Below are 20299 nucleotides of genomic sequence, written 5' to 3'. Positions count from 1 at the left end.
CGGTGTGGACGCGGACTTCCGCGAATACGGCAAGAGCGGCGGCGACGGTGAGGAGCTGCTGAAGAACCAGCCCAGCGGCGCGCTGCTGCGCGTGAAGATCATCGCCATGAACGGCAGCCTGGAGGCGCTGACGGGCCCGGTGGCGGAGATCGTAGTGATCTGAGACGGCGGGTCTTTGCCGACTGGGACATGAAAAAAGCCCGGCTCCATGACGGAGGCCGGGCTTTTTCTTTCGTGCTTTGCGAAGCGGTAGGGCGCGTCACCAGTCGAGGGTGAGGTCCCAGCGCTTGGCGAGGGTGAGGAGGTCGTCCCGCATGGCCCATTCGTCGGGGCGGGGCTCCTGGCCGGCGTGGCGGACGCTGGCGCCTTTGAGGGCCATGCAACCGGTGTTGTCACCGATGCTGCGGATGGTCTCGATCTCTTCCTTGCTGAGGCATTGCTCGGGGAGGGCAGCGAGGTCGTCGAGCTTGCTCTCGATGCTGCGGGCTCCGTCTCCGTGCTCCTGGATCATGGTGGGGACGACGCTTTTGACGGCGGTGTTTGCCAGCGTCCAGAGGCAGGCGAGCTGGAGCATGGTGAGGCCGTGCTTTTCGGCGATGGGGCGGACGCGCTCCAGCTTTTCGACGGCGTGCTCGATCCAGCCGGCGGGGCGGTGGGTGCGGTGGTCGCCGTCGCGGAATTTGTGGCCGGCTTTGACATCGTCATGGAAGACGCCGCCGTAATCGACGACGCGTGCCATGATATCGACGCCGTTCTTTTCAGCGGCGGCGAGGACGTGCTGGCCGGGCCAGGGCTCGAAGGGATTGAGGATGATCATGGCCCAGTCCATGCGGTCGCCGAAGCGCTCGAAGCACTCGATCATGTCGAGGGTGAAGCCATTGGCGGGGCCAGGGGCGATGCCGAGGCGGTCGGTGAGGCCTTCGGTCTTCAGGCGGGTGAAGGCGTCCCAGACGACGTCGCTGGTGTAGGCGATGCTGTCGGGGTTGTGCAGCATGAGGAGGTCGAACTTGGAGGTCTGGCAGCGCTCCAGGGACTTTTCAGCGGCCATTTTGAGGTAGTCGTAGTAGCCATCGGGGCCGCGGAGGGCGGGGTCGGTGAAGCGTGGGTAGCCGCGTGAGCCCTGGCGGATGCCTTCGTAGATGTCGTGGCCGATGATGCCTGCGAGGCAGTATTCCTCACGCGGGATGCCTTTGAGTGCCTCGCCGAGGAGGGAGTCGGCACGGCCCACGCCATAGACGTCGGCGGTGACGAAGGTGCGGACGCCTTTGTTGAAGGAGTCGCGCATGAGCTGCATGTAGTGCTCTTCGGAGAGCTGCTCTCCATAATGCATGAAGCGGCCACCACTCCAGGTGCCGTAGGCGGTTCGGGTCAGGTTCATAGGTCGGGAAATCGGAAGGGCTGTCTCTTTGGCAGTGGGTGGGATAAACGCAAGCGCTGGCTGCGGACTCGCAGGATCGGCGGGGTGATGCCCAGAAAAAGCAAAGGGCAGACCGGTGAGGATCTGCCCTGAGCAAAAGGAATGTAGGGAGGCGGACCCTTAGATGAGGCCAGCTCCTTTGAGGACCTTGAAGGCGCCGTTCTTGTTCACGGTCTTCAGGGCGCGGGCGCTGAGCTTGACGGTGACGTACTTGGCCAGTTCTGGAACCCAGATGCGCTTGGTGCGGAGGTTCGGGAAGATGACGCGCTTCACGCGCTTGGTGATGTGCTTACCGATACCGCCTTCTTTCTTGGCTTTACCGCTACGATGGATGTGGTGGCCGCGCGTGACGCCGACTCCGGTGATTTGACAGACTTTGGCCATAAAAGGTGCTTGGGCTGGGGTTTTCGGGGGAAAAGGGTGGCGAGACTAGCCGATGCTTCCGGTTCGTCAACCGGTGAAATCGACCTTTCGTGACCCTGCAGGGGATCAGTAGCTGAAAATCTCGCCGTCTTTGAAGAAGCGCTTCAATTCCACGGCAGCCGCTTCGGGGGAATCGGAGGCGTGAACGACGTTGGTCATCTTGTCGCTGCCGAAGTCACCACGGATGGTGCCTTTGGGGGCGATCTTGGAGTCGGTGGGGCCGAGGAGGCCGCGGACGTGGGCGATGACGTTTTCACCGGCAAGGGCCACGGCGATGACGGGGTTGCTCTTCATGAAGCTGGCCACGTCGGGGAAGAAGGGCTTGTCGGCGATGTGTGAGTAGTGCTCCTTCAGCAGCTCGTCGGTGAGCTGGATCATTTTGATGCCACGGACGCGGAAGCCTTCGGCCTCCAGACGGCGCAGCACTTCGCCATTCAGACCTTGGGCGACGCAATCGGGTTTCAGCAGGAGCAGTGAGGTTTCTTGAGCCATGTTTTTCGTGGGGGGTGGAAAAGGGCGCGCATGGTGGCGGTACTCCCCCCGTGAGTCAAGGGGTTCGGCAGCAGGGGTGTTCATCGCGCATCTTAACTCGGTGAGATGACCCCACTCTTGACCGGGCTCGCTGACGCATCGTAATAACGCCGCATGATCCAAGTCGAACCCGTCGGACATCACATTTCGGTTTGGGGCGAGGGCCCCATCTGGCACCAGAACCGCCTGCTCTACGTCGATATCGAAGCGTACAAAATCCTGGCCTATGATCCACTGACTCAAGAAGAGAAGATCTGGAATGTGGGTGAACGAGTCGGCAGTGTGGTTCCACGTGCCAAGGGAGGTCTCGTGTGGGCTGGCGACAGCGGCTTCCATTTCCTCGATGAGACGACCGGAGAAAGTACCGCGATAGGTGACCCGGAGCCCGACCTTCCGGACAATCGCTTCAACGACGGGAAATGTGACCCTGCGGGCCGTCTCTGGGCGGGCAGCATCTGTCTGGCGAAACAACCTGACGCAGCGCTCTATTGCCTCCACACAGATCTCCATATCGAAAAGAAGTTCGGCCCCGTGACAAACTCCAACGGCATCATCTGGACTCGCGATGCCGCCACGATGTATTACATCGACACACCGAGCAAAAAAATCCGTGCCTTTGACTTCGATGCCAGTTCGAGTGCCATTTCCAACGAGCGCATCATCTGGGACACCCGCGAGGATTCATCAAGCCCAGATGGCATGACCATTGACAGCGAGGACCGGTTATGGATCGCCTTTTGTCATGGAGCCAAGGTTGTTTGTTTTGACCCATGGACAAAAAAGGTCGTCGAGGAGATCCGCTTTCCCTGCGTTGAAACCACCGCCTGTGCATTCGGCGGGCCTGAACTTCGAGACCTCTATGTGACGACCGGGCTCAAGCCGGGACTGTCCGAACCGCTGGCTGGCAGGCTTTTTGTTTGCCGCCCCGGAGCCCAGGGGGTGGCATCGGATGCTTTTGGGGGATGATCCTGGGCTGGATTGCCTCTTGCTTTCCCCGTTCACCCGCCTAAACACGCCCGCTCCTATGGCTTCCACCCCCGTCATCAATCTCCGCAAAGGCCACGCCGTGCGGTACAACAACGAAGTGTGCATCGTCTCAGCTTTCGAGCTGAAGACGCCTCCGCGCATGGCCTCCTATGTGCAGATGTCCATCCGCACACTCGGCACTGGCAAGGTTTATAACCTGCGCATGACTTCCAACGAATCCCTCGAATCCGTGAACCTCGAGAGGCAGCCGCATGAGTTCAGTTATAAGGATGGCGACGGCTTCCACTTCATGCACCCCGAGACCTTTGAGGACGTCATCCTCACGGAATCCAATGTCGGTGAATCCAAGGACTACCTCATTGAGGGGCAGAAGTACACCGTGCAGTTCGCCGACAGCATCGCCATCGGCATTGAGCTTCCACCCTCCGTGACCATGCAGGTCACTGAAGCCCCCGAAGGCGTCAAAGGTGACTCCGCCAACAATGTTTACAAAGCCGCCGTGCTCGAAACCGGCCTCGTTGTTCAGGTGCCGCTCTTCATTGGCCCAGGCGACAAGATCAGCGTCAAGACCGAAGACAATTCCTACCTCGGCCGCGTGAACTGATATCAAGGTCTTTCCAACCCACAAAAAACCACGACCTTTACGGGGTCGTGGTTTTTTTGAAGTCAGATGCCAGTCCAATCGGTTAATTACCTGTAGCCACGACGTCTTTTCGTTCGCCAGTGATCTCGCTTTCAACAGCCGCCATTGCTGAACCGGTGTCACGAGTCACGGGCCAGTAGGCGTCCATGTTCAGTTTGTCTGGAGGTGACATCTTGATGGAAGATGCTGTCTTGGTAAATCCCGTGTATGCCAGTGGAATGGTCGTGACGCAAATACGATCACCATCCATGCGCTGCACATGCAGGACAGTCACCTGAGGTTTGCTACCATCCATGGTCACCACATCACCCACGTGAAAAGGTTCGTCTTTGACGGTGAGGCCAGGCATCAGGATTTCTATGTCCACATCTTCAAGCTCCGTAGCCCGAGCCCGCACCACCCACCCAGGTGAGGCCACATCTGCCTCTGTGAGCATGCGTAGGCTGATTATTTTATAATTGCCCAGAACATACATTGGCCTTTCATGCTTGAAGTTGCGAATGAAAGAGCGCTTGAGGACATCATTGCTGACGGCCATCTGCTCGGCGCTGTAGGGATAGAATTCAGCCAGCAAAGCCCTCGCATCTAGTTTTTTGCCATTCGGCACTGTGTAAGTAGTCCAAGGGCGGAGAGGCTCCAGCTTCTTGAGTTTGGCCAGCATTTTGTAGTTAAAGGGCTTCTCTGGATGAGCGAAGACCATGATACTGAAGAACCAGCAGAAAGTAGCAGCACCCATGAGAAGAGTGATAAGAATGGCCCACCAAAAAATGGCCCCATCACCCTCCTTTTTTTTGGAAAAGTTTCCGCCTCCGTACGAGCGGTACTCGCTGCCATCGCTCAAAAATCGAATATGCATAGCATTTGTGAGAAAATTATTAAAGTTATTGGAATTAAGGTTGTTAAATTTTACTGGTTTAAGAACAAAAGAAAAGGAATTTTTGTGAATAAACTGAAATAATTCATTGCTAATGAGACATCTAGGCTGCTTTGGGCTCAAAAGAGGTTCCGCATCCGCAATTTCGGGCAGCATTTGGATTCTCTACGCGGAAGCCGGAATCATTAAGGTCTTCTATATAGTCAATCTGGCTATTATCTAAAAATACCAGACTTTCCGAGTCCACAATGAGTGAGACTCCCAGACGTTCGAAGACCCTGTCCTCCGCCTGGGGAAGATCCACCTTCATCGTGTACTGCCAGCCAGCGCAACCGCCCTTCTCCACACGAATGCGCAAACCTGCTCCGTCAGATGCCCCCTTGTCATCAAGGAGCTGGCGGAGATGAATGACTGCATTATCGGTAAGAGAGATCATCCTCAAAGGTGGGGTGTCGGGACGATGAATGATTTGTGAGGCACGCCCTTTTCACAGGCACCTGACAGTTGCAAGGATTACGCACTCAGCCTTTTCATTTATTTCATTGTTATGTCAAAAATCCGGATTCTGCCCGATGCACTCGCCAGCCAAGTCGCTGCTGGCGAAGTCGTGGAGCGACCTGCAGCTGTTATCCGCGAACTCGTGGAAAACAGCCTGGATGCAGGCTCTACGCACATCACTGTAGAAGTGCAGCGCGGCGGAACGGCGATGATCCGGGTGGTGGATGATGGCTTTGGGATGAATCGTGAAGATGCGCTGCTGAGCATTGAGAGACATGCTACAAGCAAGATTCGAACCAAGGAAGACTTGGCCGCCATAATGACCTTTGGATTTCGCGGCGAGGCGTTGCCGAGTATCGCCAGCGTCACACGTTTCCGTCTGGCCACTCGTGAGAAAGAGGCTCTCAGCGGCACCGAGGTGGAGATCAATGGCGGTAAACTCTCTTCGGTGAAAGACTATGGAGGTGCCTCAGGCACGGTTATTGAGGCACGGTCGCTTTTTTTCAATGTGCCGGCACGGAGAAAATTTCTACGCACTGAGACCACGGAATACTCCCACATCGAGCAGCAGTTCATCGTCCATGCCATTGCCCACGCAGAGGTCAGTTTCACTCTCATCCGAGATGGTGCCGTGGCCTTCCACCTTCCTGCCACGGATGATGTGCTGGAGCGTATCCGTGGCCTCGTGGGAGTCGAACTCGCACGTCGGCTCATTCGTGTTCAGCCTGTGGAACTCAAAGGCATCCGTGTATGGGGATTCATCGGCGGCCCTGGTCTAAGCCGGTCCAGCCGTCAGCAGCAGCTCACCTTTTTAAATGGCCGCCCCATCGAGAGCAGCTCCATCAACTATGGCCTGCGCGAAGGCTTTCACACCTCACTGATGAAAGGGCAGCATCCCGTGACCTTTCTTTTCATCGAGATGGATGCCGTCGGCTATGACATCAATGTCCATCCCGCAAAGAAGGAGGTTCGTTTTCATGACGGCTTCGCCATTCGAGATGCTGTGGCAAAGGCAGTGAGTCAAGCACTCGAAAGCGCCACCAAATTACCCGAAGGCCACACTCCGCCATCCGCCCTTTCGAGGGCTGCGCTTCCTGTGGTCGCCGTGCCACAGCAGCAGAGTTTCGCCATTCACACGCCTGCTGTGCCATTCGTCCTCAAAACTGAACCGACAGCCTTTACGCCAGCACCCGCGTCAAGAAGCCTCCCTCCTGAGGAGCCACCGGTGACACTTCCCGCCAGAGTGACCTCCGCCCCACATGAATCTGTGGAAACCTCAGTTTCCCCCGATCATTTGCCAGAGGTTAAACCTACCTCTGTGCCAAAGCCGGAAAGACCGGATTTCCGCATCATCGGCGTGGTACATCGGCTCTATATTTTACTCGAGAGCACTGACGGTCTCGTGCTTATGGATCAGCACGCCGCCCATGAACGCGTGAATTTTGAAAAAATGCGCCGGGCGATGGAACAGGGGGGGGTGCCATCTCAGAGATTGCTCATGCCACTCACGCTTCAAGTCAGCCCTCGTGATGCCGATATCCTGCGCCGCCATCAGGAGACGCTAGGACGTCTCGGCATCGACATCGAACCCTTCGGTCCAAACATCTTCAAGGTCGAAGCTCTGCCCACCTTCCTGAAGACTGACGATCCGCTCTCATGGCTCGATCAAATCATCGAAGAACTGCAAACGCTCAGTGCCAAAGGCTCTTCCCTGCGCCTTGGCGAGGACATGATCGCCACCACCGTATGCCGTCACAGCATCAAGGCGAATGACAAACTCTCCATCCCCGAGATCGAGGCCCTGCTGCGCGATCTGTTCGATTGTGAGATGCCCTACTGCTGCCCCCATGGCCGGCCCACCCTCATCCAGATGTCTCTCAAGGAACTGGAGAAAAAGTTTGGTCGGCTCGCGCCGTGATGATTCCAAACGATGGAGTGATCCATCAACGAGATGGCCCAATCAGGACTCAGCTCTTTCTTCCGAACAATCGTTTAAACAATCCTACCCCCTTATCCTTGGCAATCTGCTCCGTGGGTGCCAGCGGCATGGGGCTACGATGAGGCGTGGGGACTTTGCCATCCAGTTTCGAGGGGGCGGAAAGTGGCTGCGACTTCTGCCACCAGATGCCTTTCAGCGTCCCGGCCTCCTGCCACAGATCCAGCCCTGCATGCCAGATGAGGGTGCTGGTGCTGACACGCCCTGCCTGAATCAAGGTGAGCATCGCAGATTCATCATGGGGCCCATCAGCTGTGCCATCGTTGTTGAAGTACCAAGTCATCATGGTGATTTATGCATGATCAGGAGAGCAATGGGAAGCCTCATCACTTCACGAGCGTGTCGTAAAGAGCCTTGGTGCGCTCGGCGATGCTGGTCCAACTGAAGCGCTCGACGGCGCGTTTGCGGCCGGCGATGCCCATCTGGCGGCATTTTTCGGGGTCGGCCATGAGGCTGTTGATGCCTTCGGCGAGGTCTTTGGCGAAGCGGGCGGGGTCGGTGGCCTCGAAGGGGCTCTCGGTCTGCTGGTCGAGCTGGACGAGGAGGCCGGTCTCGTAGGGGACGACGACTTCTTTGATGCCGCCGACGGCGCTGGCGACGACGGCGGTCTCACAAGCCATGGCCTCCAGATTGATGATGCCGAAGGGCTCATAGATGGAGGGGCAGCAGAAGACGCTGGCATGGGAATACATGACGATTTTTTCCTGCACGGGCAGCATGGACTGAATCCAGACGATGCCGCCGCGCTTCATCTGGGCGGCGGCGACGGCGGCCTCCATCTCGGCGAGGATCTCAGGGGTGTCTGGCGCTCCGGCGCAAAGGACGACCTGGAAGCCGGGGTCCATGCTCTCGATGGCGCGGACGAGGTGGACGATGCCCTTCTGGCGGGTGATGCGGCCAACAAAAAGGACATACGGCACGTCGGGGTCCACGCCGTGCTTGCGGAGGACGTCGGGGGATTCGGTGCGCTTGTATTCGTCAGGGTCGATGCCGTTGTGGATGACGTGGATCTTGTGGGGATCGACGTGGAAGAGGCGCATGACATCGACTTTGGTCTCTTCGGAGACGGCGACGATGGCGTCGGCCATTTCGATGGCGGTCTTTTCCAGCCAGCAGGTGAAGTCGTAGCCGCCGCCGAGTTGCTCACGCTTCCAGGGGCGGAGGGGCTCCAGGGAATGGACGGTGAGGACCATGGGGATGCCGTAGTTCAGCTTGGCGAGGATGCCGCCGAAGTGGGCATACCAGGTGTGGAGATGGACGACCTGGGCGTCGATGTTGCGGGTGTTGAAGTCGAGATTCCGCTGGAGGGCGCCGAAGACGGACTTGAGGTTCGCGGGGCTGGTCCACTTCGAGTTATCGAGCCCGGTGCCGTGGACTTCGATGGTGCCGGTGCTGTCTTCCTGATCTCCAAAGCAGCGGACCTCCACGTCCATGAGCTTGGCGAGTTCGCGGGTGAGGTATTCGACGTGAACGCCAGCTCCGCCGTAGATGTAGGGAGGGTATTCGTTGGTGAGGAAGAGGGACTTCATGGGTGCGGGTGCTGTCTATCGTGAGACTGGGGGCATAGGCAAGCATCAAACCGTTCACGAAGAGATGGCTTGGACGCAAAAACGGACGCGACCTGTGAGGGGCGCGTCCGTTGAGAGGCTGAGGTGGGATTATTCCAAGATCACACCGCCGGAGAGCACGGGCAGCACAGCGGGCTGTGGGAAGATCGGCTCGGGGAGCTGCTGGAGGAGGAAGAAGCCGTGGCCTTCCTGGCCGGTCGTTGTCGGCACGATGATGCCCTGGAAGGTGGGCTTCCGCACGATGGGCTTGGCTCCGGGGGTGACGGGGTGGGCGTCCGTGAGGGTGAAGCCGCCGCTGATGAGGCCGGTGTCTGTGGCGATCTTCAGGGTCGTGAGCGTGGGGCCTGAGGCAGCGATGGTGAGGCTCTTTCCTGGGATCAGCGAGACGCGGCGGTCAGCACGCGAGGGTGGCCCACCGAGGCCTGCATCGAAGAAGGCGAGGCCGGCGTTGTTGGCGACGGCAGGGGTGGGCTTGCCGAGCACGATAGCGTTGCTTGCGGGGGGGCATAGCGTCCGCCCGTGAGGATGAGGGAGAAGGCGGTAAAGCCGTCTTTGTAGGTCGTGGCATTGGCGGCGGTGCTAGCGGGGCGTGACCAGGTGGGGGCGCCTGCGAGGGAATTTTGGCCCAAAGAGGGTCCGGTGCCGGGGACAATGTCGAGGATGCCGACGAGGCTTCCTTTGGTGGGCAGGTCGTCATAGATGGCGACGTCACCATCAGGGCCGAGGAAGCTGCTGGAGGTGAATTTCTCGCCATCCGCCGTGAGGCCGGCGATGGTGAAGGATTCGCCTTTAGCGGGCACTTTGAAGGAGCCGTAGCCGAGCCCCTGCGGGATGTCGTCATCGCCGGCGAGTGGCAGCGGGACATCCAGAGAGAAGGTGTAGTAGTCGTCGTAGTCGGTGGCCTGGGTGGTGGCGTTCCAGGTGTTTTTCCAGCCGGTGAAGCTGCTGCTTCCGAGGCCGCTGCTGCTGACGGCACCGGTGGTGATGCGCTTCGTGAGGGTGTTGATGGTGAAGCTGACGGCGAGGGCGGGCAAAGGTGCGCGAGTGATGCTGAGGTTACCCGTCACGAGGGAACTGCCCGCCGTGGTGGTGATGCTGCCGCCTGTGGGGAAGCTGTAGTTCTTGGTGCCGAGGAAGACCTTGCCGGTGTAGCTGCCTGTGGGGGTGACTTTCAGCTCGAAGCGTCCGCCGAGGTCGTCATTCACAGGACCACGCTCGATGATGCCGAGGTAGTCGCCATCCGCACCGGCGGTCAAAGGCCGAACGATGAGTGTGGCCGTGGCGGTGGATGTATTGATGCTGTTCTTCGCAGTGACGGTGAAGGAATAGGGCGGCGAAACCTTGGCTGTCGTAGGCTTGCCGTAGATCTCACCCGTGGTGGCATTCAGCTTCAGACCGGCGGGCAAAGGTGTGGCGGTGAAGAGCGTGGCGGTGCCCTTGGTGGGGTCCAGCGGGATGAAGAAGCTGTAATCACCACTGACGATGCCTTCAGTCATGACGACGGGGTTTGGCGTGATGAGCGGGGCGTCATCGAAGACGGTGAGGACGTTGTCACCTCCTGGCAGTGTGCCGCCGGGGCCGGTGACCTCGCAGGTGTAGGTGGCGGCGTCGCCGGATTCAAGGGTGTTGATCACCAGTTGGTTCGCGGGACCGACGACGTAACGCACATCGGCCGGCAGTGGATCGCCATCTTTGAGCCAGAGATAGGTCAAGGTGCTGCCGGTGGTGGTGGCGGCGCTGGCGGTGAAGGTGGCCTTGGCCCCAGCGGCGAGGTTAAAGGTCTTTGCGGTGCGGTCCACCACGGTGAGGGCGGCGGTGTTGCTGTCCGTGAAGCCAGCGGGGTTGGTGGCGCGGTTCCGGTAAAGCACGGCGGCATCCGCGAGCTTCACCGCAGGGAGGGTGTAGCTGGTCGAGGTGGCTCCGGAGATCTTGGCAAAGATTGCGTTGCCTTTATACCACTGGCTGGTGAAGGCGGTGGGGCTGTCCACGACGGAACCAAAGGTCACTGGCAGGCCGAGGGCGATGATCTGGCTGACCGGATGCACATCAAAGGAAGGATTTAGCGTGGCCACACCTTCGCCAGTGACGGCGATGTCGAAGGGGTCCTCGTCGTAATCGTTGCTGGCGACGCGGAGGGTGGCATTGAAGACGCGAATGGCATTCGGCGTGAAGCGGGCGATGAAGGTGGTGGTGCCTTTCGAGGCCAGAGTGGCCAGAGGTGGCGTGGTGATGCTGAAGCTGGCGGCATCAGGTCCGACGAAGCTGGCGGCGATTCCTGTGAGGTTGGTCGTGCCTGGGTTCTTGATCGTGAAGGTGCGGGAGACAAAGGCTGGCTGCACAGCAGGGCCAAAATTGATCGAGGTGACTCCGTCCACGAGGACCGTGGCCGCAGGCTGCTCGACGCTGATCTCAGGGCCAACGGCAGTGCCGGTGAGCTTGATGTCGTAGGGACTTTCGTTGCTGTCGCTATTCACGAAGTGGATGGCGGCAGCACGCGGGCCGAAGCTGGAGGGGCGGAAGGTGATGGGCAGGTTAGCGGACTGACCGGGTCCGATGGCGGCGTCAGAGAGGCCCAGCAGGCTGAAGTCAGAAGCGTTTGCGCCATCAATGGCGATGGTGCCAAGGTACAGCGTGGCAGTGCCGAGGTTCTTGATGAGGAAGGTGAGGTCCACCGCCGTGCCGACGGGAACAGAGGCACCAAAGTTGAGCGTGCCAGCATCAGCCACGGGAGTGCCTGACGGGACTTCGATGGAGATCTCAGGCGTGGTGCCGGTGCCAGTGAGGATGATGTCGAAGGGGTTTTCATTCGCATCATTGCTGGCGACTCGGATCGTGGCGGTGCGGGCACCGACAGCGCCGGGGAGGAAGTTCACGGTGAAGGTGGTGAAGCCTTCAAAGCCGAGGGTCGTGGTGCTCAGCGGACTGAAAGTGAAGTCAGCGGCATTGGCTCCGGTTTTGCTCAAAGCAAGGCCGGTGAGGCTGGCGGTGCCTTTATTGCGGATGATGAAGGTGTAGGTCTTGCCGACACCGACCTCGGTCGAGCCAAAGGCCACGGTGCCGGTGTTGTCGTCGAGTTCGGTGTTGTCATCCGTCTCGTTGAAGACGGCGATCTCAGGAGCACTGACGGGCACACCGTTGCCGGTGAAGTTGATGACGTAGGTGCTTTCGTCGGCGTCATTGCTGGAGAGTTCGAGGCTGCCAGTGGCCGGACCCGCACCGCCGGGCTGGAAGCGCACGCTGAAGGTGGTGCTGGCTCCGGGAGCGATCGTCAGCGAGCCCAGCGGAGTGTTCATGTTGAAGTCTCCCGCCGAGAAATACGTGCTGAGGCCGGTGATCGGTGCAGAGCCGGTGTTCAGCACGGTGAAGGTCTTCACCTTCGAGGTGCCGACGATGGCGTTGCCAAAGTCCGTCGTGCCACCACTGGTAAAGGAGGTGTCGGCGACTTCCTGCACATCGATCTCGGGGATGCCGAAGCTGGTGGCGGTGAGAGCGATGTCGAAGGTGTTTTCATCCGCGTCGTTGCTGCTGATGTGCAGGGCGGCGGTCTTGGCACCGAGCGTGGAGGTTTGGAAGGTCAGGACAAAGGTGGTGCTGGCACCGGCAATCACCGGGGAGACGGGCACGGTGGTGACATCGAAGTCATCGGCATCCGGACCATCAATGGCGATGGTGAGGCCGGTGAGGTAGGTATTGCCTGTGTTCTTGATGGTGAAGGTCTTGGTCGAGCTGGTGTTTACCAAGACGCTGCTATAGGCCACCGTGGAGCTGCCATCGGTGAGGCTCGTGTCCGCAGGCTGCTCGACGACGATTTCCACCGTCTGCGGAGAGGCGATCACGGCCAGACCATGAGCGGAAGTGGGGGCCTGGGAAAGCGCGCTGAATTTCTCATTGGGCTGCAGCAGGCTGGAGTTTAAAGCCACGGGGGAAAGACGCTCGGTGAATGTGCCGTCGCCGACACCGCCTTCATCATTGTAACCCCAGCCGACGAGGCTGCCATCGCTGCACAGGACAGTCTTGTTGTTGTAGCGCTAGCTATGGGCCACGGCGGTCTTGCCTGAAAGGGCGGTGGCTGTGCTGACGAGCACCGGAATATCCCGCGTGGTGTTGGTACCATCTCCGGTGAAGAGTCCCCAGGCGACCAGGGTGCCATCGGTGCAGAGGCCGGTGACTTCCGCAGAGCCGGAGGAGATGGATTTCAGGGTCTTGCCCTGGAGCGCAGAGCCTGCCCCCGTGAACACAGCGCGGGCGACATAGACGGGATTGGCACTCGGACTGATGCCGAGCTGGCCATAGGAATTGCTGCCCCAGCTCACGGCGGTGCCGTCAGAGCAAAGGGCCATGCAGTGGCTGGAGCCCGCGCTGACCTGGATGGGCGTACGGCCCTCCAGAGCAGTACCTGTCACGGTCACGGTGACGGGCACCGAACTGCTGTTCGCCGTGCCATTGCCCATCTGGCCGCTGGTGCCTTCGCCCCAGGCGATGAGGGTGCCATCCGAGCAGAGGGCCAATGAGTGGGTATAACCCGCTGAGATGCCGACGACGAATTTCCCCGCCAGGGCACCGAGGGTATTCACCAGCACGGGGGTGTATCGTGGTGTCGTCGTGCCGTCTCCGAGCTGCCCGGAGCCGTTGGCACCCCAGGCTGCAACGAGGCCATCCGCGGTCAGTGCCAGCGTATGAGAGTTACCTGCGGAGATGGCGACCACGCGCTTGCCAGCCAGCACTCCGGACTGATCCACCGGCGCAGGGTAGGGCTTGGGATCGGTCGTACCATTCCCCAGTCTGCCGCCGCTGTAATCATTTCCCCAGCTGAGCAGGGTGCCGTCTGCCATCAGCGCCACGCTGTGCCAGTAGCCGGAGGTCACACTAAGGATGGCTTTCCCATCCAGCAATCCGCCAGTCTGGCCGACGGCACGCGGCGTGTTTGTATTCGCATCCGTGGGTGGATTGACACCCAGGTGGTTGCCGCCGTAACCCCAGGCGGCGAGGCGGTTGGTGGCCCAGACGAGTTCCAGGTCATTGCCCGTGCCGCCGTAGTAGTTCGCCACAAAGTGGTAGTCCTGACCATTGTAGGAAATGGTCACGGGCTGGCCTTGGCGGAGATTGGTGAAGGCTCCACGGATGAAGCCGAGACCTGTGTTGTTGATCACCACGAGCTTCGAGCCGACGGCGGGCTGGTAGTTGAAGGTGAGATTGATCGCACGGCCTGCGGCGGTGTAGGTGGCAGCAGTCACAGGCACCTCGGCACCGGTGGTGTAGCTGGCAGCCAGCGGCGTGGTGTCCAGCGCCTGCCCCGCGCCAGTGAGCGCCACGGTGAAGGGTGACTCGTCGAAATCCGTGCTCGTCACCGTCAGCGTCGCACTATGAGCGGCGGCACTAGACGGTGTGAAGGAGACCACGAAGTTGATCTTTGCACCCGGTGCCAAATTCAGAGTGCCGCTCGGCGGCAAAGCCGGGAAGATGCTGAAATCTGCCGCATTCGTGCCGCTAAGGGCGATGCCAGACACCTCCAGCGGGCCACTGCCCGTGTTTTGCAGCGTCACGCTGATCGGCTTGGTGAAGGTCAGCTCCTCAGTGCCAAAGGCCAGGGTGCTCACGCCCGAGGTAAGGCTGCTGCCACCGAAGGGAGTGAGAGCAATGTCCGGCAGGCCGGAAAAGCCCACGATGGCGAAGTTGTTGAAGGACAGCGGGCCGCTGGAGAGGCTCACGATGCGGTCATCCGGTGCCAACGCGCTGGTATTCACCAGCACCGGCAGGACGCGGGCAGTGTTGCTGCCATCTCCCATGGACCCCTCACTGCCTTCTCCCCAGGCCACCGCTGTGCCGTCCGTGCAAAGCAGCGTGTGGTGGTTCGTGCGGGAGTAGATGGCACCCACGGTCTTTCCTGAAAGCACCCCGCTCATGTTCACCGGCACGGGGCTGTAATTGCGTGTCGAGGCATCCTGCCCATCGCCGCCAAAGATACCCCAGGCCGCCAGACTACCGTCCGTACACTGCACGAGAGCTTGGGTGGAGCCGACCACCAGAGCCTTCACCAGCTTCCCTTGCAGGCCAGTGCCTGAGGCATTGCTCACCAGCACGGGAATCAGTGAATGACTGCCACCGGAGCCGAGCTGACCGTATTGACTGTTCCCCCAGCTCACCACGCGGCCGTCCGAGCAGAGCACCGCTGAGAAACCGCCACCCGCGCCGATGCTGACGATGGTTCTCCCCACCAGGGCACCCGTCACAGGCACCAGCGTGGGCAGATTCCGCTGCGTGGTGTCTCCCACACCGAGACGTCCGTTGGCGTTGAAGCCCCAGGCCGCCAGCGTGCCGTCCGAGCAGAGAGCCAGGGAGAAGTCCTCCCCGGCGGAGACGGCCACCACCGTTTTCCCTGCAAGAGCGCCACCATTGATCAGCACCGGGCTGCTGCGCAGAGTCGTGGTGTTGTCGCCGACCTGGCCGTTGGTGTTCCAGCCCCAGGCCAGCACGCTGCCGTCTGAGCACAGCGCCAGCACATGCTTGTCACCGCCGGAAATGGTGGCCACGGTCTTTCCCGCCAGCACACCGGTCTGCGGCACGAGCTGGGGCAGATCCTGCGGATTCGTGGTGCCATCCCCCATGGTGCCGCGGAAACCTTCCCCCCAGGCCAGCAGCCGACCGTCAGAGCACAGCGCCATCGTGTAATTGCTGCCACCGACGACGCGCAAAATCGTGCGGCCGCTGAGCTGCCCGGTTGCCGTGTCCACCACGGCGGGGATGTTGATGCTGAGGTTCGAGACCGGATCAAAGCCGAGCTGCCTGCCCCCCGGCCCCCAGCCGATGAGGCGGGTCTTTTTCCAGACGAGTTCCAGGTCGTTCCCCGTGCCGCCATAGTAGTTCGCCACGAATTCATAGTTCCTGCTGGCATAGGTCAGCGTCACCACCTGGCCCTGAGCCAGATTGCTGAACTCACCATTGATGAAGGTGATTCCCGTGTTCTCCACCACCTTCAGCGTCGTGCCCACTGGCGGGGCGAAGTTCAGAGCGAAGCTAATGCTGCTGCCTGTCGCCGTGAAGTTGTTTGACGTGACCGGCACATCCGCCGCCGTGTTGTAACCCGCCGAGATCGGGCCCTGGGCTTGTGCTCGAAGAGTGAGGAGAGATCCAAGTGCCGAGACGAGGAGAAGACAGCGGGAGAGGGCTTTGAGGCGCATGAAGAGATTTCATCTACGCACGGCGCATCACCATGATGATGAATTAATTCCGCACGATGTGTCTCGCCTATCTTATATTGGAGATAAGGCAATCTTTGAATCGTAACATTCGCCTGATGTCGCCCACACTCCCTCAACGAACCGCCCAGCGTGACAAGCCGCTCGACCAGCCGGTGGTGATGCACCAGCGGTGGGAGGATCTGCTGTTTCTGCACTGGGCCTGGGATGCGGCGGAGGTTCAGAAGCGACTGCCGTCAGGGCTGCATGTGGACACGTTTGATGGGAAGGCTTGGATCGCCATCGTGCCCTTTGCCATGCGCGGCATCCGTCCGCGCTTCTGCCCGCCGGTGCCGGGGATCAGTGACTTTTTGGAGATGAATCTCCGCACCTATGTCCACGATGATCAAGGCAGGCCTGGCGTGTGGTTTGACTCGCTGGAGTGTGATCAAGCTCTGGCCGTGTGGACGGCTCGGACGCTGTTTCATCTGCCGTATCAGCACGCGAGGATGTCACTGACGAAGTCGCAGGATGGACTGATCCACTACTGCTCGAAAAGACGCGGGGATGAACACAGGTCCGAGTTTCGCTATCGACTCAAGGCGGGGACGCGTTTGGCCGAGCCGGGCACGCTGGAGTTCTTCCTGGCGGAGCGATACCTGCTCTTCGCTCACACGCCGCGCGGCCTGCGAACAGGGCGGGTGCATCATGCGCCCTATCCACTGGCAGAGGTGGAGTTGGAGTCCTGGGATGCGGACCTTTTCCGCCTGAATGGATATGCCGTGCCGACACGGCCACCGGATCACGTCATTGGTTCGCCGGGAGTGGTGGTGACGGTGTATCCGCTGACGGCGTAGATGTGGGACGCTGATGCAGTGATTTCAGATACGCATTGTCCGGCATCGGCTTCACGGGTCGCTCCGGCGTGGCGATCATCTGCTTCACTTTGCCTGAGCTGCCGGTGATGAGTTCCCGGATGATCTGCGCTTCAGGCAGGTTCTTCCAATACTTCTGCGGCATCTCGGACTGCATGGCCTGCACCTTCAGCCGCGCGGGATTGAAGATGCTGCGGTAGTAGGTGCGCCAGAGGTCGTCGTGGGCATCGGCGTCGGGGACTTCGCCTTTGGAAACGCCAGGGCTGAAGGTGAGATCGCTGCCATCCCAGTGGGCGCATTCATCAGGAGTTAAAATGGACCAGTCCATGCCCACGAAGCGCTTTTCGAAAAACGGCGATGCCAGACGAACGATGCGATATGTGGGCTCAAACCACGCCACGAATTGCTCGCGCCCAGCCTCGCTGGTGCCGATGAGCCGGAAGCGGACAAAGGCATGCATCTTGTGGATGTCTCGCGCCACGGCCTTGGCCCAGACCTGACACTGACGCGTGTCGGGATGATGCGGCATGGCGAGCAGATGCCGCTCACCGCCGAGCGTGAGTCGATGCAGCAAACGATAGAGAATGGCGAAGCGCCGCTCATCGGTGTGAGCACAGACACTGGCCGCGAGCGAGAGGAAGTCGGGCGGCACTTTGATGTCCTGCGCTGGCCGCGCCGCATAGATGGCGGAGTCCTCCATCAGCAGGCTGCCCGTCTGCGTGACATCACACCAATCCACCTCCTCTGGCTTCACACTCTGGCGCAGCAGCTTGCGGGCTTTGGCTCGCCACGCAACAAAGCTGGGCTCGATGGCGGCGGTGATCATAGCTGTCCGCTCAGCGCCATGAGGGCGTCTGCTTTGTTGGTGGCGGGCGCTGCGGTGAAGTTGAGTTCGAGCTGTCGTGGGCCGGGGAGGAAGTGCTGGCGGAGGTGCTCGCTTTCAAGCAGGGCAGGGCGGGGGAGGTGATCGGCGGCGATGATGAAGGGCAGTACCTTTTTCAAGCTCACGCGCATTCTCTGGAGGTCCGTGAGATGCAGCCGTGCATATCGGCGAGCGGCCAGGATGCGCTCCACATTCACCGTGCCGAGGCCGGGAATGCGCCAGAGCATTTCCCGCGATGCGCGGTTCACATCCACGGGGAAAAGCTGCCGGTTCCGCAGCGCCCAGGCGAGCTTTGGATCGATCTCCAGATCCAAGTGCGGATGCGCGGCGGGAAGCAGTTCCTTCACATCGAAGCCGTAGAATCGCAGCAGCCAGTCGGCCTGGTAAAGCCGATGCTCACGCACAAGCGGCGGCGGTTTGATGGGCAGCAGCACGCTGGGCTCCGGGATGGGGCTGAAGCCGCTGTAATAGACGCGGCGCAGGCGGTAGTCGCGATACAGTTCATCCGCACGACCAAGCACGAGCGCGTCATCGGAGCTGTCCGCGCCCACGATCATCTGGGTGCTCTGGCCGGTGGCAAAGACGGGCGCTTTGGCACGCGGCGCGTTTTTGATCTGACGCGCTTCTTTGCGGGCGGTGAGCGTCTCCTCGATCTTCGCCCGGATGCCGCCCATGGCTTGCTTCGTGTTCGCGAGATTCTTTTCAGGAGCCAGTTTGTCCAAACCCTCCTGCGTCGGCAGCTCGACATTGATGCTGATGCGGTCAGCGTAGCGTCCGGCTTTTTCGATCAGCTCCTGTGAGGCTTCGGGGATGGTTTTGAGATGAATGTAACCGCGAAAGTGGTGCACCTCCCGGAGCTGCCGGGCGACCTCGATGACCATCTCCATGGTGAAGTCCGCGCTGCGCACGATGCCGCTGCTGAGGAAGAGTCCCTCGATGTAGTTCCGCTTATAAAAATCCAGCGTGAGCTGCACCACTTCCTCCGGCGTGAAACGGGCGCGCTGCACATTGCTGGAGCGGCGGTTGATGCAGTAGTGGCAGTCGTAGAGGCAGACATTTGTCAGCAGCACCTTCAAGAGGGACACGCAGCGCCCGTCCGGCGTGTAGCTGTGGCAGATGCCCATGCCGCCTGTGGAGCCCACGCCTGTGCTGCCGCGCGAGTCCTTCCGTGCCGCGCCGGAACTGGCGCAGGAGGCGTCATACTTCGCCGCATCGGCCAGGATTTCGAGTTTGCGCGTGAGTTCCATGAGTTCACTCGAACAGTTCATCATTCACACCGCTTTGTCATCTCTTTCCACGAAGTGCCTGTGGTCATTGATGCCATGCAGCTTGGCTTCCACTTAGCTTTGTTCCGTTCTCTGGAGCATATCAGATCGCGGAGCACCCCCTTTCCTGTCTCCAACCACCTCCCCCGAACATTCGGGGGGCTTGCACGACGGCGCTCGGGCGACCGTTTGATCCACGTTCAATGACACGACTCCTTTCTGCCACGCTGATCGTCCACACCGCCTTGATTGCCACAGCTTCACTATGGGCGGTTGAATCGCGGGACCTGGAGAAGGTGGTGAAGCCGTTTTTCTCCCAGCACTGCAGCTCATGCCATGGCGAGAAGAAGCAGAAGGGCGATCTGCGGGTGGACACGCTGGCGGTGGATCTGCAATCGCCGAAGATCATGGGGCATTGGGAGGAGATCATGAATCGCATCATCTCGGGCGACATGCCGCCGGAGGATAAGCCGCAGCCGAAGGCGGAGGAAATCTCGCGCGTGGGGGACTGGATCGCGACACAGCTTCGCGAGGCGGAAGTCGTGCGGCAGTCATCGGGCGAGCGGGTGACGTTTCACAAGCTCTCGCGTGACGAGTATGCGAACACGATCCGCGATCTGCTGGGCGTGAACTTTGATGCCAAAGGGCCGACGGGACTGCCGGAGGACCCGGACTGGCATGGCTTCGAGCGCATCGGCGCGGCGATGACGTTGTCGCCCTTCCATGTGGAGAAGTATCTCGCGGCGGCGGATGCCATTCTCGATGAGGCGTTGTCCTTGCGGCCGGAGCCGAAGCGCGAGCTGATCCACTGGGGGCCTTATGATTTCCGCTGGAAGGGTTTCAAAGAGGAATACGAGGCGCGTGGCATTGCCGACAAGGTGCGCATCGAGATCGTGCCGAACAATTACACGACCGACACCTGGAACATCAAAATCCCGCACACGGGTGATTATATCGTGCGCATCAAGCTCAGCGGCCTGCGGCCCGAAGGCGGTCGTGCGCCGCGCTTGAAGCTCTACATGCCGGTGGTGGACAAAACGATCATCGAGCAGGACGTCGATGCGCCGGAGGACAAGCCGGTGACCATCGAGGCACGTGTGCATCTCACGGCAGGCAGCTATCCGGTGCGCGTGATCAATTCCGTGCCCGGCCCGAACCCCGAGG

At 60.3% G+C, this 20299-nt stretch carries 17 protein-coding genes; 5 read left to right on the top strand and 12 right to left on the bottom strand.

Annotated features, from left to right (window positions below; translation table 11 throughout):
* Positions 1 to 259: 259 nt before the first annotated feature.
* The 3 genes from AC6FTP_RS18760 to ndk form a co-directional block, all read right to left on the bottom strand.
* On the bottom strand, positions 260 to 1378 hold the full coding sequence (locus AC6FTP_RS18760; RefSeq protein WP_497208443.1) for an aldo/keto reductase: 1119 nt from the start codon (positions 1376 to 1378) through the stop codon (positions 260 to 262).
* 159 nt (positions 1379 to 1537) lie between these two features.
* Positions 1538 to 1801, bottom strand: a complete 264-nt coding sequence (rpmB, locus tag AC6FTP_RS18755) for a 50S ribosomal protein L28 (protein ID WP_497200314.1) — start codon at positions 1799 to 1801, stop codon at positions 1538 to 1540.
* Between the two features lie 105 nt (positions 1802 to 1906).
* The gene (gene ndk, locus AC6FTP_RS18750; RefSeq protein ID WP_497208442.1) at positions 1907 to 2332 is read right to left on the bottom strand and encodes a nucleoside-diphosphate kinase; all 426 of its coding nucleotides are present in this window, start codon (positions 2330 to 2332) and stop codon (positions 1907 to 1909) included.
* Positions 2333 to 2485: 153 nt separating this feature from the next.
* Here ndk and AC6FTP_RS18745 point away from each other — a divergent pair, with 153 nt between their 5' ends.
* A complete protein-coding gene (locus AC6FTP_RS18745) occupies positions 2486 to 3337 on the top strand; it encodes an SMP-30/gluconolactonase/LRE family protein (protein WP_497208441.1) in 852 nt (283 codons plus the stop codon).
* 58 nt (positions 3338 to 3395) lie between these two features.
* Positions 3396 to 3962 (top strand): elongation factor P, encoded by a 567-nt coding sequence (gene efp / locus AC6FTP_RS18740; protein WP_497208440.1) that lies wholly within the window; start codon positions 3396 to 3398, stop codon positions 3960 to 3962.
* Positions 3963 to 4044: 82 nt separating this feature from the next.
* On the opposite strand, the gene AC6FTP_RS18735 is transcribed toward efp, so the two are convergent.
* Positions 4045 to 5031, bottom strand: a complete 987-nt coding sequence (locus tag AC6FTP_RS18735) for a hypothetical protein (RefSeq protein WP_497208439.1) — start codon at positions 5029 to 5031, stop codon at positions 4045 to 4047.
* Positions 4979 to 5311: a HesB/IscA family protein gene (locus AC6FTP_RS18730; RefSeq protein WP_497208438.1), complete on the bottom strand. Its 333-nt coding sequence runs from the start codon at positions 5309 to 5311 to the stop codon at positions 4979 to 4981. Before AC6FTP_RS18730 ends, AC6FTP_RS18735 begins: the two co-directional genes overlap by 53 nt.
* Before the next feature lie 111 nt (positions 5312 to 5422).
* Here AC6FTP_RS18730 and mutL point away from each other — a divergent pair, with 111 nt between their 5' ends.
* A complete protein-coding gene (gene mutL / locus AC6FTP_RS18725; protein ID WP_497208437.1) occupies positions 5423 to 7291 on the top strand; it encodes a DNA mismatch repair endonuclease MutL in 1869 nt (622 codons plus the stop codon).
* A 49-nt stretch (positions 7292 to 7340) separates the two neighbouring features.
* Here mutL and AC6FTP_RS18720 read toward each other — a convergent pair whose 3' ends face one another.
* The 5 genes from AC6FTP_RS18720 to AC6FTP_RS18700 form a co-directional block, all read right to left on the bottom strand.
* Complete coding sequence (locus AC6FTP_RS18720) at positions 7341 to 7652, bottom strand: DUF4339 domain-containing protein (RefSeq protein WP_497208436.1); 312 nt, start codon at positions 7650 to 7652, stop codon at positions 7341 to 7343.
* Between the two features lie 43 nt (positions 7653 to 7695).
* Positions 7696 to 8898 (bottom strand): glycogen synthase, encoded by a 1203-nt coding sequence (gene glgA / locus AC6FTP_RS18715; RefSeq protein ID WP_497208435.1) that lies wholly within the window; start codon positions 8896 to 8898, stop codon positions 7696 to 7698.
* A 129-nt stretch (positions 8899 to 9027) separates the two neighbouring features.
* Complete coding sequence (locus tag AC6FTP_RS18710; RefSeq protein ID WP_497208434.1) at positions 9028 to 9420, bottom strand: hypothetical protein; 393 nt, start codon at positions 9418 to 9420, stop codon at positions 9028 to 9030.
* Entirely contained in the window at positions 9315 to 12857 is a 3543-nt protein-coding gene (locus AC6FTP_RS18705; protein WP_497208433.1) for a choice-of-anchor D domain-containing protein, read from the bottom strand. Before AC6FTP_RS18705 ends, AC6FTP_RS18710 begins: the two co-directional genes overlap by 106 nt.
* Before the next feature lie 108 nt (positions 12858 to 12965).
* Positions 12966 to 16115, bottom strand: a complete 3150-nt coding sequence (locus tag AC6FTP_RS18700) for an RCC1 domain-containing protein (protein ID WP_497208432.1) — start codon at positions 16113 to 16115, stop codon at positions 12966 to 12968.
* 116 nt (positions 16116 to 16231) lie between these two features.
* On the opposite strand from AC6FTP_RS18700, the gene AC6FTP_RS18695 reads away from it, so the two are divergent.
* Positions 16232 to 16969 carry a YqjF family protein gene (locus AC6FTP_RS18695; protein ID WP_497208431.1) on the top strand — a complete coding sequence of 246 codons (738 nt, stop codon included), beginning with the start codon at positions 16232 to 16234 and terminating at the stop codon, positions 16967 to 16969.
* Here the strand turns inward: AC6FTP_RS18695 and AC6FTP_RS18690 are convergent.
* Entirely contained in the window at positions 16920 to 17813 is an 894-nt protein-coding gene (locus tag AC6FTP_RS18690; RefSeq protein WP_497208430.1) for a TIGR03915 family putative DNA repair protein, read from the bottom strand. The two genes, AC6FTP_RS18695 and AC6FTP_RS18690, sit on opposite strands and share 50 nt — an antisense overlap.
* Positions 17810 to 19117, bottom strand: coding sequence for a putative DNA modification/repair radical SAM protein (locus AC6FTP_RS18685; protein WP_497208429.1), 1308 nt, complete (start codon positions 19115 to 19117; stop codon positions 17810 to 17812). The genes AC6FTP_RS18690 and AC6FTP_RS18685 overlap by 4 nt, the downstream gene beginning before the upstream one ends.
* Before the next feature lie 221 nt (positions 19118 to 19338).
* Between AC6FTP_RS18685 and AC6FTP_RS18680 the strand changes: the two genes are divergently transcribed.
* Positions 19339 to 20299: DUF1587 domain-containing protein (locus AC6FTP_RS18680; protein ID WP_497208428.1), on the top strand; the 961-nt coding region annotated here is incomplete at its 3' end.

Source organism: Prosthecobacter sp., from assembly GCF_044378005.1.
GTDB lineage: Bacteria > Verrucomicrobiota > Verrucomicrobiia > Verrucomicrobiales > Verrucomicrobiaceae > Prosthecobacter.
Note: the sequence above shows the minus strand (reverse complement) of the source record. Positions and strands in the feature narration are given on the sequence as shown.

Bases quoted from the DNA above. Each gene is read 5' to 3' on its own strand.
- mutL (WP_497208437.1), top strand. From the start codon at position 5,423: ATGTCAAAAATCCGGATTCTGCCCGATGCACTCGCCAGCCAAGTCGCT.
- AC6FTP_RS18720 (WP_497208436.1), bottom strand. From the start codon at position 7,652: ATGACTTGGTACTTCAACAACGATGGCACAGCTGATGGGCCCCATGAT.
- AC6FTP_RS18690 (WP_497208430.1), bottom strand. From the start codon at position 17,813: ATGATCACCGCCGCCATCGAGCCCAGCTTTGTTGCGTGGCGAGCCAAA.
- ndk (WP_497208442.1), bottom strand. From the start codon at position 2,332: ATGGCTCAAGAAACCTCACTGCTCCTGCTGAAACCCGATTGCGTCGCC.
- efp (WP_497208440.1), top strand. From the start codon at position 3,396: ATGGCTTCCACCCCCGTCATCAATCTCCGCAAAGGCCACGCCGTGCGG.
- AC6FTP_RS18685 (WP_497208429.1), bottom strand. From the start codon at position 19,117: ATGGAACTCACGCGCAAACTCGAAATCCTGGCCGATGCGGCGAAGTAT.
- AC6FTP_RS18730 (WP_497208438.1), bottom strand. From the start codon at position 5,311: ATGATCTCTCTTACCGATAATGCAGTCATTCATCTCCGCCAGCTCCTT.
- AC6FTP_RS18700 (WP_497208432.1), bottom strand. From the start codon at position 16,115: ATGCGCCTCAAAGCCCTCTCCCGCTGTCTTCTCCTCGTCTCGGCACTT.
- glgA (WP_497208435.1), bottom strand. From the start codon at position 8,898: ATGAAGTCCCTCTTCCTCACCAACGAATACCCTCCCTACATCTACGGC.
- AC6FTP_RS18745 (WP_497208441.1), top strand. From the start codon at position 2,486: ATGATCCAAGTCGAACCCGTCGGACATCACATTTCGGTTTGGGGCGAG.
- AC6FTP_RS18735 (WP_497208439.1), bottom strand. From the start codon at position 5,031: ATGCTGCCCGAAATTGCGGATGCGGAACCTCTTTTGAGCCCAAAGCAG.
- AC6FTP_RS18760 (WP_497208443.1), bottom strand. From the start codon at position 1,378: ATGAACCTGACCCGAACCGCCTACGGCACCTGGAGTGGTGGCCGCTTC.
- AC6FTP_RS18695 (WP_497208431.1), top strand. From the start codon at position 16,232: ATGTCGCCCACACTCCCTCAACGAACCGCCCAGCGTGACAAGCCGCTC.
- rpmB (WP_497200314.1), bottom strand. From the start codon at position 1,801: ATGGCCAAAGTCTGTCAAATCACCGGAGTCGGCGTCACGCGCGGCCAC.